A 14,596-nucleotide genomic window follows, 5' to 3' on the forward strand; every position below is an offset into this window, starting at 1 on the left:
GTGCGCAACACACTCGATAATCTGCTAAACGCGGCTGGTATGGTTATTTCAGATAAGCAAAAAAACCTTCTGATACAGTATGTTGACATGCTGAATAAGTGGAACAAAGCTTATAACCTGACGTCGGTACGTGATCCGCAGCAAATGCTTGTCCGCCATATCATGGACAGTATCGTGGTTGAGCCACAGTTACACGGACAGCGTTTTATCGATGTGGGAACGGGGCCTGGATTGCCTGGGATTCCATTGGCGATTGTTCGCCCTGAGTCGCATTTCACCTTGCTGGATAGCTTGGGTAAGCGTGTGCGCTTCCTGCGTCAGGTACAGCATGAACTACAGCTTGAAAATATTACGCCAGTGCAGAGCCGCGTTGAGGAATTTCCGGCAGAACCGCCTTTTGATGGCGTAATCAGCCGCGCATTTGCTTCTTTGCAGGACATGATTAGCTGGTGTAGTCACCTTCCAGCCAGACCAGCAGGGCGGTTTTATGCTCTAAAAGGCGTACTTCCAGAGGATGAATTGTCATCCTTGCCACAAGGTGTCCTATTAGATCGGGTCGTTCGCTTATCCGTTCCCGATCTGGAAGGTGAACGCCATTTAATCGTGCTTAAACCAAACTAATTTTGTTTTTTATCAAAAAAATTATAACTAAATATTGCGCGTCAGGATGCCACCTCGTCTATGGGTGGCATGGTTCCAGAACGCATCGCGATCACTGAAATTTTACATCTTCGTTTTTTCAGCGTTGTCCTTTTGCTTTCGCACTGAATAATAACGAGCGAAAATAAATCATCGGCATCAAAATTTAGTTATTTTTGTGTTAATTGGGTAAAAAAACGATATCAATAATGTCAATAGATGGTTGAAGCGTTGTTTATTGCTCTTTTTGAATGGTTTTTTTATTAAATTATTGAAATTAAATAAAATAAATACGTTTTATTGCTAAGGGGAAAAAAAGATACATCCTGTTGTAAATATTCGTAAGTCCTTTTATGTGAGTCATATCACAGATTAGAGGCCTTTAGAAATTAATAACACTTAGCATGAGTCGTGAGGATTGTTAGTAAAAACGGGGCTTCAGAAAGAAATTTAAATAATTGTTCACCTTTTCGCTACTTATCGATTGAATTCGCAGGTATGACCCGTATAATTTGCTCGTTTTTTGCTGCTTGACTCAGTGGTGTAAAGGCAGTTTTATACGTCATTCGGTATACCTCTGAAAAGGTACGGAGAGAGCAAACGTCATGCCTGTATCCCTTTACAGCGGAAAAGTGGCCTTAAGGCTGCTGTTGTTACAGTTAGTGACTTTTGCTTTGTTGAGTGCTGCTTTCAGCCTCAATAGCGTCAACGCTGCTGCTTCTGCATTAGGCGGAGGATTGGCAGCCTGGTTACCGAATGTGTTGTTTGTGCTGTTTGCCTTGCGTCACCAGTCACACAAGCCTGCTGATGGGCGTGTGGCCTGGTCATTCGCGATTGGCGAGGCGCTTAAGGTGTTTATCACCATTGCACTGTTAGTGGTGGCGTTAGGCGTGTTTAAAGCGGCATTCTTTCCGCTTGGCCTGACTTATTTATCGGTGCTGGTTATGCAGATCGTGGCACCGGCCGTAATTAATCGTTGCCGTAATTAACAACAAAAGGGTAAGAGACATCATGGCTGCTGGAGAAATCTCTACTCCGCAAGAGTATATCGGTCACCACTTGCAGCATTTGCAGGTCGGGACGGGTTTTTGGTCGATCAACGTCGATTCGATGTTTTTCTCCATCGCTCTTGGGGTCCTCTTTCTGGTTATTTTTCACCGCGTAGCGAAACGTGCGACCAGCGGTGTGCCAGGTAAGCTGCAAACGGCTGTCGAACTGATTATCGGTTTCGTTGATGGCACCGTACGCGATATGTTCCATGGCAAAAGCAAACTGATTGCTCCTCTGGCGCTGACCATTTTCGTCTGGGTTTTCCTGATGAACCTGATGGACCTGCTGCCTATCGATCTGTTGCCGCAAGCCTGGGCGGGTATCTATAGCCTGCTGGGATACGATCCGGCGCATGCTTATCTGCGTGCTGTGCCGACGGCTGATGTGAACATCACGCTGTCTATGGCGCTTGGGGTGTTTATCCTGGTTCTGTTCTACAGCATCAAAATGAAGGGTCTCGGTGGTTTTGTTAAAGAACTGACCATGCAGCCGTTCAACCATCCAGTATTTATTCCTATCAACCTGATTCTTGAAGGTGTCAGCCTGCTGTCCAAACCTATTTCCTTAGGCTTGCGACTGTTTGGCAATATGTATGCGGGTGAGTTGATCTTCATCCTGATTGCCGGTCTGTTGCCGTGGTGGTCACAATGGCTGTTAAATGTGCCTTGGGCTATTTTCCACATTTTGATTATTACGCTTCAGGCTTTTATTTTCATGGTTCTGACGGTTGTTTATCTCTCGATGGCATCTGAAGAGCATTGATTTTCTTTCAACAAATAACGTTTTTAACTGAAACAAACTGGAGACTGTCATGGAAAACCTGAGTGTGGATCTGCTGTACATGGCTGCCGCGTTAATGATGGGTTTGGCGGCAATCGGTGCTGCGATCGGTATCGGCATTCTGGGTGGTAAATTCTTGGAAGGTGCTGCTCGTCAGCCTGACCTGATTCCTTTACTGCGTACACAGTTCTTTATCGTCATGGGTCTGGTTGACGCCATCCCGATGATCGCTGTTGGTCTGGGGCTGTATGTGATGTTTGCGGTGGCCTAAGCAGAATGTTTTCTGCTGAGGTTAAAACATCAACTTATTTAACTTTGAAAGAGGCATTGTGCTGTGAATATTAATGCAACAATCCTCGGCCAGGCCATTGCGTTCGTCCTGTTTGTCTGGTTCTGCATGAAGTATGTATGGCCGCCGATGATGGCAGCCATCGAGAAACGTCAGAAAGAAATTGCTGACGGTCTGGCTTCTGCTGAACGTGCCAAAAAAGATTTGAACTTGGCTCAGGCCAATGCGACAGATCAACTGAAGAAAGCCAAAGCGGATGCTCAGGTTATCATCGAGCAGGCGAACAAACGCCGTGCTCAGATCCTGGATGAGGCGAAAGCTGAAGCGGAAGCTGAACGTAACAAGATTGTGGCGCAGGCGCAGGCTGAAATCGAAGCCGAACGTAAACGTGCTCGTGAAGAGCTGCGTAAGCAAGTTGCCGTATTGGCGATTGCAGGTGCCGAGAAAATTATTGAACGTTCCGTGGATGAAGCTGCTAACAGCGACATCGTTGATAAACTGGTCGCTGAACTGTAAGGAGGGAGGGGCTGATGTCTGAATTTGTCACGGTAGCTCGCCCCTACGCCAAAGCAGCTTTTGACTTTGCGGTTGAGAATCAGGCCTTGGATCGCTGGCAGAACATGCTGGCGTTTTCGGCCGAAGTAGCGCGCAATGAGCAAATTGCCGAATTGCTTTCTGGTGCAGTCGCACCGATTGAACTGGCGAAAACGTTCATTGCCGTTTGTGGTGATCAACTTGATGAAGCCGGTCAGAACCTGATTAGGGTGATGGCCGAGAACGGACGTTTACCAGTGCTTACTGAAGTACTGGAACAATTTATTCAACTGCGGGCAGCGCTAGAATCGACGGTTGACGTCGATGTCATTTCTGCCAATACGTTGAATGAGCAGCAGCTATCGAAGATCGCTGCTGCTATGGAAAAACGTCTGTCACGCAAAGTGAAGCTGAATTGCAAAATTGATAAGTCTGTCATGGCCGGCGTGGTTATCCGCGCGGGCGATATGGTGATAGATGGCAGCATTCGCGGTCGTCTGGAACGTCTGGCAGACGTCTTGCAGTCTTAAGGGGACTGGAGCATGCAACTGAATTCCACCGAAATCAGCGAACTGATCAAGCAGCGCATTGCTCAGTTCAATGTGGTGAGCGAAGCTCACAATGAAGGTACTATTGTTTCCGTCAGCGACGGAATCATCCGTGTCCACGGTCTGGCAGACGTGATGCAGGGAGAGATGATCTCTCTGCCGGGTAACCGTTATGCGATCGCACTGAACCTGGAGCGCGACTCCGTTGGTGCGGTAGTTATGGGTCCGTATGCGGATCTGGCTGAAGGCATGAAAGTAAAATGCACCGGCCGTATTCTTGAAGTTCCAGTTGGCCGCGGCCTGCTGGGTCGCGTGGTCAACACGCTGGGTGCACCGATTGACGGTAAAGGCGCACTGGATCACGACGGTTTCTCTGCGGTTGAAGCGATTGCGCCTGGCGTTATCGAACGTCAGTCCGTTGATGAGCCGGTACAAACGGGCTATAAGTCCGTTGACGCCATGATTCCAATCGGTCGTGGTCAGCGTGAGCTGATTATCGGTGACCGTCAGACGGGTAAAACCGCACTGGCCATCGACGCCATCATCAACCAGCGTGATTCCGGCATCAAATGTGTGTACGTCGCTATCGGCCAGAAAGCCTCCACGATTTCTAACGTGGTACGTAAACTGGAAGAGCATGGCGCACTGGAAAACACCATTGTTGTTGTTGCTACCGCGTCTGAATCTGCTGCTCTGCAATACCTGGCACCGTATGCCGGTTGTGCGATGGGCGAGTACTTCCGCGACCGTGGTGAAGATGCACTGATTATTTATGATGACCTGTCTAAACAGGCCGTTGCTTATCGTCAGATTTCTCTGCTGCTCCGTCGTCCGCCAGGTCGTGAAGCTTATCCTGGTGACGTTTTCTATCTCCACTCCCGTTTGCTGGAGCGTGCATCGCGTGTTAACGCCGATTACGTTGAAGCATTCACCAAGGGTGAAGTGAAAGGGAAAACCGGTTCGTTGACCGCTCTGCCGATCATCGAAACGCAAGCGGGTGACGTTTCTGCGTTCGTTCCGACCAACGTAATTTCTATTACCGATGGTCAGATCTTCCTGGAATCCAACCTGTTTAACGCCGGTATTCGTCCTGCGGTTAACCCAGGGATCTCCGTATCCCGTGTGGGTGGTGCAGCACAGACCAAGATCATGAAAAAACTGTCCGGTGGTATTCGTACCGCGCTGGCACAGTACCGTGAACTGGCAGCGTTCTCTCAGTTCGCTTCCGATCTTGATGATGCAACCCGTAAGCAGTTGAGCCACGGTCAGAAAGTGACCGAGCTGTTGAAGCAGAAACAGTATGCGCCGATGTCTGTCGCACAGCAGTCTCTGGTTCTGTTTGCGGCGGAACGTGGTTATCTGGAAGATGTTGAGTTGTCGAAAGTCGGTAGCTTTGAAGCGGCACTGTTGGCTTATGCTGACCGTGAGCATGGCGAACTTCTGCAACAAATCGACCAGACTGGCGCTTATAACGATGAGATCGAGGGCAAGTTTAAAGGCATCCTCGATACTTTTAAGGCAACCCAGTCCTGGTAACGCCCGGTGGCCTGCTGTAAAGCAGGCCGCAAGGCTTTGAGGAGAAGCAAAGATGGCCGGCGCAAAAGAGATACGTAGTAAGATCGCAAGCGTCCAAAATACGCAGAAGATCACCAAAGCAATGGAAATGGTCGCCGCTTCCAAAATGCGTAAATCGCAGGATCGTATGGCGGCCAGCCGTCCTTATGCGGAAACCATACGCAATGTGATTGGTCACCTTGCGTTAGGAAATCTGGAATATAAACACCCGTACCTGGAAGAACGCGATGTTAAGCGCGTTGGGTATTTGGTGGTGTCTACTGACCGTGGCCTGTGTGGTGGTTTGAACATTAACCTGTTCAAGAAACTGCTGGCTGATATGAAATCCTGGAGTGACAAAGGCGTTGAAACTGATTTAGCGCTGATTGGTTCCAAAGCGGTTTCTTTCTTCGGTTCGGTAGGCGGAAACATTGTTGCTCAGGTTACCGGTATGGGGACAACCCTTCCGTATCAGAATTGATCGGCCCGGTTAAAGTTATGCTGCAAGCCTATGACGAAGGTCGTCTGGACAAGCTGTATATCGTCAGCAACAAGTTTATTAATACCATGTCTCAGGAACCGCTTGTTGTTCAAGTGTTACCGTTACCGCCTTCGGATGACGGTGAGTTGAAGAAGAAAGCCTGGGATTACCTGTATGAACCCGATCCTAAGTCGCTGCTGGATACCCTGCTGCGCCGTTATGTAGAATCTCAGGTTTATCAGGGCGTCGTAGAAAATCTGGCTAGTGAGCAGGCCGCGCGAATGGTTGCGATGAAAGCCGCGACCGATAACGGCGGTAGCCTGATCAAAGAGCTTCAGTTGGTATACAACAAAGCTCGTCAGGCCAGCATTACCCAGGAACTCACCGAAATCGTCGGGGGAGCCTCCGCGGTTTAAAGCAGGTTTACGAATTACGTATTGTCGAATTACGTAGAGGATTCAAGATGGCTACTGGAAAGATTATCCAGGTAATCGGCGCCGTGGTGGACGTCGAGTTCCCGCAAGATGCCGTACCGAAGGTGTACGATGCGCTTGAGGTAGAGAACGGCGCTGAAAAACTGGTGCTGGAAGTGCAGCAGCAGTTGGGCGGCGGCATTGTTCGTTGTATCGCAATGGGTTCTTCTGACGGCCTGCGTCGCGGGTTGAACGTGAATAACCTGGACCACCCGATCGAAGTACCGGTAGGTAAAGCAACGCTGGGTCGTATCATGAACGTATTGGGCGATCCAATCGACATGAAAGGCGACATCGGTGAAGAAGAGCGTTGGGCTATTCACCGTTCAGCTCCGAGCTATGAAGAGCTGTCAAACTCACAGGAACTGCTGGAAACCGGCATCAAGGTTATCGACCTGATGTGTCCGTTTGCCAAGGGCGGTAAAGTGGGTCTGTTCGGTGGTGCGGGCGTAGGTAAAACCGTAAACATGATGGAGCTGATCCGTAACATCGCGATCGAGCACTCCGGTTACTCCGTGTTTGCAGGTGTTGGTGAGCGTACCCGTGAAGGTAACGACTTCTACCACGAAATGACCGATTCCAACGTAATCGATAAAGTATCACTGGTGTATGGCCAGATGAACGAGCCGCCGGGTAACCGTCTGCGCGTAGCATTGACCGGTCTGACCATGGCGGAAAAATTCCGTGATGAAGGCCGTGACGTACTGCTGTTCGTCGATAACATCTACCGTTATACCCTGGCCGGTACGGAAGTATCTGCACTGCTGGGCCGTATGCCTTCTGCGGTAGGTTATCAGCCGACGCTGGCGGAAGAGATGGGCGTTCTGCAAGAACGTATCACCTCAACCAAAACCGGTTCTATCACCTCCGTTCAGGCCGTTTACGTTCCTGCGGATGACTTGACTGACCCGTCACCAGCCACCACCTTTGCTCACTTGGATGCAACCGTGGTACTGAGCCGTCAGATCGCTTCTCTGGGTATCTACCCGGCCGTTGACCCGCTGGATTCCACCAGCCGTCAGTTGGATCCGCTGGTTGTTGGTCAGGAACACTATGATGTTGCCCGTGGCGTGCAGTCTATTCTGCAACGTTATCAGGAACTGAAAGACATCATCGCGATTCTGGGTATGGACGAGCTGTCTGAAGAAGACAAGTTGGTGGTATCCCGTGCGCGTAAGATTCAGCGCTTCCTGTCTCAGCCGTTCTTCGTAGCGGAAGTATTTACCGGTTCTCCGGGCAAATACGTATCCCTGAAAGACACTATCCGTGGCTTTAAAGGGATTATGGAAGGCGAATACGACCACCTGCCAGAGCAGGCGTTCTACATGGTTGGTTCCATTGAAGAAGTCGTGGAAAAAGCCAAGAAACTGTAACGCCTTGTAGGAGGGTGACATGGCTATGACTTACCATCTGGATGTCGTGAGTGCAGAACAGCAAATGTTCTCCGGTCTGGTGCAGAAGATCCAGGTAACGGGGAGCGAAGGCGAACTGGGTATTTATCCGGGACATGCCCCTCTGCTCACTGCCATTAAGCCGGGTATGATTCGTATCGTTAAGCAGCACGGTGAGGAAGAGTATATTTATCTTTCTGGTGGCGTCCTTGAGGTGCAGCCGAATATGGTCACCGTACTGTCTGATACCGCTATCCGTGGGCAGGATCTGGATGAAGCACGTGCGCTGGAAGCGAAGCGCAAAGCCGAAGATCATATCCGCAATTCGCATGGCGATGTGGATTATGCTCAGGCTTCCGCAGAGCTGACTAAAGCGATTGCGAAGCTGCGTGTTATCGAGCTGACCAGAAAAGCGATGTAACAGATAAGCTTGCAATAATTGAAGGCCAGTCAGTTCACACTGACTGGCCTTTTTGTATTTAAGGTGATGCCCCTTCCCTGCCTTCCGGCTAAATTATGCCGCTACGCGGTACCTTCGTCGGTATCAGGCTTAACGGACAGCTTGCGACACGTTTACTCGCCCCATCAATGGGGCTCGCCCTTCGGGCCAGCACAAGTGCTGTTCAAAAACGTCTCTGACGTTTTTGTCTGACGTGGCGCAAGCTTTCGCCGCGTCCATGCGGCTCATCCTAAGCCTGCTACCTCCTCAGCATAATTTTTTACGCCGGATAACGGCAAAATCTGTGATGCTCTCTGCGCTAGCTTATTTTTTCTTCAGGAAATCGCCAAGTACCAGATTGCCTTTGGCATCACGCGTAAACGTCTCCGGAACGGTAACGGATACGAAGTTATTTACTGTGATTTCATTGCCTTGCGCGTTAACCGAACGGTCTTCTTTGATGAAATAGTTGGTGTTATCGATACTGCCGACAACCGCATCATCATATTTACCCGCTTTGGTTTTCAGCGAAATGTTGCTCTTGAAGACGCCTTGTTTTTCCGGGCCAGAGTAAGGGCTTGGGCGGAAGATAAAGTTAAAGCGTTCGTTATCCAACGCGATGTTGCCTTCAACGATCAATGCGCCAGGGTTGAAGTTGTCAGTGAAACCATCGAGTTTGTTGCCCACAGCAATGCTGTGTTTAACCTGATGCGCCACTGGCTGGCCTTCGCCACCCATTTTGAAGCCATTGCTGGTGTTGTTCATGGCAATTGAATTCTCGATCACCACAACGCCGTTGGCACCGTCTTCAATTTTGTTAAACAGGTCAAAGCCGTCATCGACATTGTTGTGCGAGAACGCACCACGGATCACGTTGCCTTCACCCACACGCATTTTCACCGCGAAACCGTCAGCGTTAATTTTGCCTGGATCCTGGTTGCTGTGAGATTCTGAATTCAGAATCAGATTATGGCTGGCCCACAGTGGTCTGCCTACATCGGCCGTCGAGGTCACCTGAATACCCGTATCGTCAGCGTGGTGCGCCAGAACGCGTTCGATGGTGTTGTAGCTCCCTTCGATACGGAATGGTTTCTCTGTAATTTCAATCCCTTTAACATGCCAATGGCTCGCTTTTAGCTGCAGGCCATGAATCACGGCTTTATTGCCGACAGCAAACAGGTTCTTGACGGTTTTTTGCTGGCCGCTGGCGCTGACAGGGATTTCAGCCGCGCTGTAATCGCCATCGTTGAGCCAGATGGTGCCACCTGCTGGCAGAGCGGCGACGGCGCTAGCTAAATCGATAGGTGCATTTTTACTGCCGTCGTTGCCGGCTGCGCCTTGTGGCGAAACATACAGATTTTTGGCGTCTGCGTAGGCCACTCTTTCAACCTTGAACGTGCTCTCTTTTACTGCTTTATCATCGCCTTCCGTAGGCTGGTAGGCAATCTTGAACTCAGCGCCTTTACCAGCAATTTTCGCTGGCAGAGATAAGGTTTCTCCCGCTTTTACCTGCTTAGCATCACCCAGAGGTTGACCGTTTTGCGATACCGCGATCGTGCCATTGTAATTGGCTCTGGCCTGAACCACATAGTGTTCGCTGGTGGTTTTAGGTGATGACATCACCTGGAGCAAAGGATCATAATCCTTGGCTTTAAATTCCGGTGAGGCTTTGGTTTGCGCTGGCGTCGTGGTCAACTGTGCATTGCTGACGGTGATTTTGGCGTTACGGGAGGCAAAGAAACCAACGTAGTAGTGATCTTTATCCAACTTGGTGACGACGTCTGCGCCTTTGACTTCTTTTGATACCCAGTTGTCCGTGCCTTTCGGCGCATAAGAGGTAATGAAGCCGTCGTTGGTGCGTTCTAGTTTCAGACGGAACGTCGGTGTTTGCTCGAGATTAACGTTTTCCTGATAGCTGGTTTTGGTTATTTTCGCGCCTGCATTGCCCCACGGTTGTGTGACGCCATTACGTAAAATTGCCTGTAGTTTGATTTCGGTATGAGACTTTTTATCCTGCGTCATGATGGCGTTCATCACCATGTTGGATGCAGCAGGGAATTCCTCATACCCTTCTTTCAGCGGTTCTTGACGTGGCACGCCGATAATATCGCGCACCAGAATCCCCGCCCCTTCCTGAGCCGCCGGCTTGGCGCCGTTTTCTGGCCCAAACTGTTCCACGGTAATATCAGACTGAAGCGTAAAATTCACATTCGCAGGTAACTGCGTATAGAAGAACGTCAGTCCGTCATGGGTGTTGGCAATCTTTCCGCCACGACTTTCGATCGTGATAGGTGCGGACAAATCAGCGTTATCCCCCGGCGCTAATTTCTTGCCATTAATCGTGACGTCGTTAACGCCAATCTTTTCTGGCAGGACATTGGATGAGAAGTTTACGTCTGTTGATTGACCAAAGGCGATGCCGTGCCAGACAGGGGTTGATTCTGTCGCAGCGTGTGTACTAAAGCTAAAGAGTAATGCATTCGTCAACGCGACGGCTGCGAGGCGTGAAGAACGGTGTTTCCGTAATGAATCACATTTTTGTGAAGAACAACGTTTCATTGTATCTCCTTCGTTATTGAATTATTTTCCCGCATATATTGCTATAAATGAAACGCTGTTTCTTTTGTGTGTGTCACAAATGGAAATACTTAAAAATAAAGTCTGTTTTTTATGAAACACCATGTCATTTTTGTTGATGTAGATAGAACGGTGTCCGTTTCTTCTCCTCACGAACATTCGTCGTTTTGAGCGAGATTTTCAGAAAAAACTCACCAAAAAGTATCCGCGTTATGCATGAGTTTCGGTAAACTCTGGTTTATTCATGCCGTAACAGGCTAGCCATTTTATTTTTGCGGAGCTGTGGTTCCGTACTGTCAGGATACTTATGTCAAATAGTGCGATGAGTGTGGTGATCCTTGCTGCGGGTAAAGGAACCCGTATGTATTCCGACCTTCCCAAAGTGTTGCATCAACTGGCGGGTAAGCCAATGGTTCAGCACGTTATTGATGCTGCGATGACGACAGGTGCACAGCACGTTCATCTGGTATACGGCCACGGCGGTGATTTGCTAAAACGTGAATTGACCGATCCGGCGTTGAACTGGGTATTGCAGGCGGAACAGCTGGGAACCGGGCATGCGATGCAGCAAGCCGCGCCTCATTTTGCTGATGATGAAGACATCTTGATGTTGTATGGCGATGTGCCGCTGATTTCATCGCAAACGCTGGGACGTTTACGTGAGGCTAAGCCGCAGGGGGGTATCGGCCTGTTGACGGTGAAGCTGGACGATCCGACGGGTTATGGACGTATTGTGCGTGAAAAAGGTGCCGTAGTTGGGATCGTCGAGCACAAAGATGCCAGCGAAGAACAGCGTCAGATTAACGAGATCAATACCGGCATTCTGATTGCGAACGGCAAGGATCTGAAGCGTTGGTTAAGCCAGTTGAATAACAACAACGCACAGGGTGAGTTTTACATCACCGATATTATTGCGATGGCAGCGGAAGAAGGTCAGCGTGTTGAAGCGGTCCATCCAGAGCGGCTGAGCGAAGTTGAAGGTGTTAATAATCGCCTGCAACTGTCGGCGCTGGAGCGGGTTTATCAGCGTGAACAGGCGGATAAGCTGCTGCTTGCTGGTGTCATGCTGCTTGATCCGGCACGATTTGATCTGCGTGGCGAACTGACTCATGGTCGCGATGTGGTGATTGATATCAATGTGATCGTGGAAGGCAATGTTAAGCTGGGCAGCCGGGTGAAAATCGGTGCTGGCTGCGTAATCAAAAATTGCATCCTTGGCGATGACACAGAGATCAGCCCTTATTCCGTGTTGGAAGATGCCGTGTTAGAAGCGGAGTGTACCGTTGGCCCATTTGCCCGCTTGCGTCCCGGATCGGAGCTGGCTGAGGGCGCGCATGTCGGCAACTTTGTCGAACTGAAAAAAGCGCGGCTGGGTAAAGGATCAAAAGCGGGTCACCTCAGCTATTTGGGTGATGCGGATATCGGTTCCGGTGTTAATATTGGCGCAGGAACGATCACCTGTAATTATGACGGCGCGAATAAACATAAAACGGTTATTGGTGACGATGTATTTGTTGGTTCGGATAGTCAACTGGTAGCGCCCGTTAGCATTGCCAGTGGCGCGACGATCGGTGCAGGAACGACGGTTACGCGCGACGTGGCAGAGAATGAGCTGGTGGTCGGTCGCGTGAAACAACGGCATATTTCCGGCTGGATACGGCCAGTGAAAAAGAAATAATATTTGATGCCTCCGCACGCGGCGGAGGCGGTTTTGCCCTGTGCTTTGGCCTATCCCCTGTGTGGGTCGGTCTCCGAGCACAGAACAAAACATAATAATCCCCAACTCTCTACAAGGCTCGGGGAACCCGGAAAAACCGGAACAATCAGGTCTAAGACATCCCTGGTGACACAATATGTCACTTTTATAGGAATACCATCGATGTGTGGAATTGTAGGCGCTGTTGCGCAACGTGATGTTGCTGAAATTTTGTTGGAAGGTTTACGCCGTCTTGAGTACCGCGGCTATGACTCTGCGGGCCTGGCGGTGGTTGACAGCGAAGGACATGTCGCTCGTTTGCGCCGTTTGGGGAAAGTGCAGGTGCTGTCTCAGGCAGCCGAAGAGCATGAACTGCACGGCGGTACGGGTATTGCCCATACTCGCTGGGCAACGCACGGTGAACCTTCTGAAGAGAACGCACACCCGCATGTTTCTGAACATATCACTATCGTCCATAACGGCATTATCGAAAACCATGAACCGCTGCGCGAACTGCTGATCGGTCGCGGCTATCGTTTCGTTTCTGAAACCGATACCGAAGTGGTTGCTCATCTGGTTCATTTTGAACAGCAGCAGACCGGCGGAACGCTGGTTGACGTGGTTAAGCGTGTGATCCCACAGCTGCGCGGTGCGTATGGCATGGTGGTGTTGGATAACCGCGACCCAAGCGTATTGGTCGCCGCGCGTTCTGGTAGCCCGCTGGTGATTGGCCGTGGTGTGGGTGAAAACTTCATTGCCTCCGATCAGCTGGCATTACTGCCTGTGACTCGCCGCTTTATGTTCCTGGAAGAAGGTGACATTGCGGAAATCACCCGTCGTGATGTGCGCGTTTTTGATAAATCCGGCCAGCTTGCCGTACGCGAAGAAATTGAATCAAAAGTGAATTACGATGCTGGTGACAAAGGCGCGTATCGTCACTACATGCAGAAAGAGATCTATGAACAGCCGATGGCGATCAAGAACACCCTTGAAGGGCGTTTCAGCCACGGCGAGATCAATCTTTCTGAGTTAGGCCCGAAAGCGGATGAGCTGCTGGCGAAGGTTGAGCACGTTCAGATTATCGCCTGCGGTACGTCCTACAACTCCGGTATGGTTTCCCGTTACTGGTTTGAAGCGCTGGCGGGGATTCCGTGCGATGTAGAAATCGCTTCCGAATTCCGCTATCGCAAACCTGCCGTGCGTAAGAACAGCCTGATGATTACCCTGTCCCAGTCCGGTGAAACGGCAGATACGCTGGCGGCACTGCGTTTGTCCAAAGAGCTGGGCTACCTGGGTTCGCTGGCTATCTGTAACGTTGCGGGTTCCTCGCTGGTGCGCGAATCCGATCTGGCGCTGATGACTAAAGCGGGCGTAGAGATTGGCGTGGCCTCGACCAAAGCCTTCACTACCCAGCTTACCGTTCTGCTGATGCTGGTGGCGCGTGTTGGCCGCCTGCGCGGTATGGATGCGAAAATTGAGCATGAGATCGTTCACGGTTTGCAGGCGCTGCCAGCGCGTATTGAGCAAATGCTGTCTCAGGACAAGCTCATCGAATCTCTGGCGGAAGGTTTCTCTGACAAGCACCATGCGCTGTTCCTCGGCCGTGGCGATCAGTACCCGATCGCAATGGAAGGGGCGCTGAAGCTGAAAGAGATTTCTTACATCCACGCGGAAGCCTATGCGGCAGGCGAGCTGAAACATGGCCCACTGGCGCTGATTGATGCGGATATGCCAGTTGTCGTCGTGGCACCGAACAACGAACTGTTGGAAAAATTGAAATCCAACATCGAAGAAGTTCGGGCGCGCGGCGGTGAGCTGTATGTCTTCGCTGACGAAGATGCCGGTTTCACCAGCAGCGAAAATATGAAGATTATTCCACTGCCGCATATCGAAGAAGTGATTGCGCCAATCTTCTATACGGTGCCGTTGCAGCTGCTGTCTTATCACGTCGCGCTGATTAAAGGCACCGATGTCGATCAGCCACGTAACCTGGCGAAATCCGTTACGGTAGAGTAATTTTTTAAAAACGGAGGTAAATAGCGATTGTGTTATTTACCTCCGCTTATTTTTATAGTACATCTCATTTTTTATCCCCCTTATTTTAAGTCCACCGCACTCTCCTTATCAAAATTTATTGGGTATATT

12 protein-coding genes and 1 pseudogene are annotated in these 14,596 nt (G+C 50.2%); 12 read left to right on the plus strand and 1 reads right to left on the minus strand.

Annotated features, from left to right (window positions below; all coding sequences use genetic code 11):
* The 10 genes and pseudogenes from rsmG (at nucleotide 1) to EO763_RS22460 (ending at nucleotide 8,160) form a co-directional block, all read left to right on the plus strand.
* On the plus strand, nucleotides 1-621 hold the full coding sequence (rsmG, locus tag EO763_RS22415; RefSeq protein WP_161530279.1) for a 16S rRNA (guanine(527)-N(7))-methyltransferase RsmG: 621 nt from the start codon (nucleotides 1-3) through the stop codon (nucleotides 619-621).
* Nucleotides 622-1,244: 623 nt separating this feature from the next.
* Nucleotides 1,245-1,628, plus strand: coding sequence for a F0F1 ATP synthase subunit I (atpI, locus tag EO763_RS22420; RefSeq protein WP_010300094.1), 384 nt, complete (start codon nucleotides 1,245-1,247; stop codon nucleotides 1,626-1,628).
* A gap of 22 nt (nucleotides 1,629-1,650) precedes the next feature.
* The gene (gene atpB, locus EO763_RS22425) at nucleotides 1,651-2,451 is read left to right on the plus strand and encodes a F0F1 ATP synthase subunit A (RefSeq protein WP_161530280.1); all 801 of its coding nucleotides are present in this window, start codon (nucleotides 1,651-1,653) and stop codon (nucleotides 2,449-2,451) included.
* 49 nt (nucleotides 2,452-2,500) lie between these two features.
* Nucleotides 2,501-2,740: a F0F1 ATP synthase subunit C gene (gene atpE / locus EO763_RS22430; RefSeq protein ID WP_005976545.1), complete on the plus strand. Its 240-nt coding sequence runs from the start codon at nucleotides 2,501-2,503 to the stop codon at nucleotides 2,738-2,740.
* Between the two features lie 63 nt (nucleotides 2,741-2,803).
* Nucleotides 2,804-3,274, plus strand: a complete 471-nt coding sequence (gene atpF / locus EO763_RS22435) for a F0F1 ATP synthase subunit B (RefSeq protein ID WP_010681466.1) — start codon at nucleotides 2,804-2,806, stop codon at nucleotides 3,272-3,274.
* Nucleotides 3,275-3,288: 14 nt separating this feature from the next.
* Nucleotides 3,289-3,822 (plus strand): F0F1 ATP synthase subunit delta, encoded by a 534-nt coding sequence (gene atpH / locus EO763_RS22440; protein ID WP_010300085.1) that lies wholly within the window; start codon nucleotides 3,289-3,291, stop codon nucleotides 3,820-3,822.
* 12 nt (nucleotides 3,823-3,834) lie between these two features.
* Nucleotides 3,835-5,376: a F0F1 ATP synthase subunit alpha gene (gene atpA, locus EO763_RS22445; protein WP_005976551.1), complete on the plus strand. Its 1,542-nt coding sequence runs from the start codon at nucleotides 3,835-3,837 to the stop codon at nucleotides 5,374-5,376.
* 52 nt (nucleotides 5,377-5,428) lie between these two features.
* Nucleotides 5,429-6,291 (plus strand): annotated as a pseudogene (gene atpG / locus EO763_RS22450) (F0F1 ATP synthase subunit gamma).
* A gap of 47 nt (nucleotides 6,292-6,338) precedes the next feature.
* The gene (atpD, locus tag EO763_RS22455) at nucleotides 6,339-7,721 is read left to right on the plus strand and encodes a F0F1 ATP synthase subunit beta (RefSeq protein ID WP_039317443.1); all 1,383 of its coding nucleotides are present in this window, start codon (nucleotides 6,339-6,341) and stop codon (nucleotides 7,719-7,721) included.
* Between the two features lie 19 nt (nucleotides 7,722-7,740).
* Nucleotides 7,741-8,160 (plus strand): F0F1 ATP synthase subunit epsilon, encoded by a 420-nt coding sequence (locus EO763_RS22460; protein WP_005976558.1) that lies wholly within the window; start codon nucleotides 7,741-7,743, stop codon nucleotides 8,158-8,160.
* A gap of 342 nt (nucleotides 8,161-8,502) precedes the next feature.
* Here the strand turns inward: EO763_RS22460 and pelX are convergent, their stop codons facing one another.
* The gene (gene pelX, locus EO763_RS22465; protein WP_161530281.1) at nucleotides 8,503-10,737 is read right to left on the minus strand and encodes a pectate disaccharide-lyase PelX; all 2,235 of its coding nucleotides are present in this window, start codon (nucleotides 10,735-10,737) and stop codon (nucleotides 8,503-8,505) included.
* Nucleotides 10,738-11,062: 325 nt separating this feature from the next.
* Here pelX and glmU point away from each other — a divergent pair, with 325 nt between their 5' ends.
* Together glmU and glmS are read left to right on the plus strand one after the other, a co-directional pair.
* Nucleotides 11,063-12,433 carry a bifunctional UDP-N-acetylglucosamine diphosphorylase/glucosamine-1-phosphate N-acetyltransferase GlmU gene (glmU, locus tag EO763_RS22470; RefSeq protein WP_161530282.1) on the plus strand — a complete coding sequence of 457 codons (1,371 nt, stop codon included), beginning with the start codon at nucleotides 11,063-11,065 and terminating at the stop codon, nucleotides 12,431-12,433.
* A gap of 201 nt (nucleotides 12,434-12,634) precedes the next feature.
* Nucleotides 12,635-14,467 carry a glutamine--fructose-6-phosphate transaminase (isomerizing) gene (gene glmS / locus EO763_RS22475; RefSeq protein ID WP_103862420.1) on the plus strand — a complete coding sequence of 611 codons (1,833 nt, stop codon included), beginning with the start codon at nucleotides 12,635-12,637 and terminating at the stop codon, nucleotides 14,465-14,467.
* Nucleotides 14,468-14,596 lie beyond the last annotated feature (129 nt).

It is taken from the genome of Pectobacterium odoriferum, from assembly GCF_009931295.1.
GTDB lineage: Bacteria > Pseudomonadota > Gammaproteobacteria > Enterobacterales > Enterobacteriaceae > Pectobacterium > Pectobacterium odoriferum.

What these genes read in the sequence shown, in the direction of transcription:
- atpI (WP_010300094.1), top strand. Translation starts at nt 1,245, where the DNA reads ATGCCTGTATCCCTTTACAGCGGAAAAGTGGCCTTAAGGCTGCTGTTG.
- atpB (WP_161530280.1), top strand. Translation starts at nt 1,651, where the DNA reads ATGGCTGCTGGAGAAATCTCTACTCCGCAAGAGTATATCGGTCACCAC.
- atpE (WP_005976545.1), top strand. Translation starts at nt 2,501, where the DNA reads ATGGAAAACCTGAGTGTGGATCTGCTGTACATGGCTGCCGCGTTAATG.
- atpH (WP_010300085.1), top strand. Translation starts at nt 3,289, where the DNA reads ATGTCTGAATTTGTCACGGTAGCTCGCCCCTACGCCAAAGCAGCTTTT.
- atpA (WP_005976551.1), top strand. Translation starts at nt 3,835, where the DNA reads ATGCAACTGAATTCCACCGAAATCAGCGAACTGATCAAGCAGCGCATT.
- atpD (WP_039317443.1), top strand. Translation starts at nt 6,339, where the DNA reads ATGGCTACTGGAAAGATTATCCAGGTAATCGGCGCCGTGGTGGACGTC.
- EO763_RS22460 (WP_005976558.1), top strand. Translation starts at nt 7,741, where the DNA reads ATGGCTATGACTTACCATCTGGATGTCGTGAGTGCAGAACAGCAAATG.
- pelX (WP_161530281.1), bottom strand. Translation starts at nt 10,737, where the DNA reads ATGAAACGTTGTTCTTCACAAAAATGTGATTCATTACGGAAACACCGT.
- glmU (WP_161530282.1), top strand. Translation starts at nt 11,063, where the DNA reads ATGTCAAATAGTGCGATGAGTGTGGTGATCCTTGCTGCGGGTAAAGGA.
- glmS (WP_103862420.1), top strand. Translation starts at nt 12,635, where the DNA reads ATGTGTGGAATTGTAGGCGCTGTTGCGCAACGTGATGTTGCTGAAATT.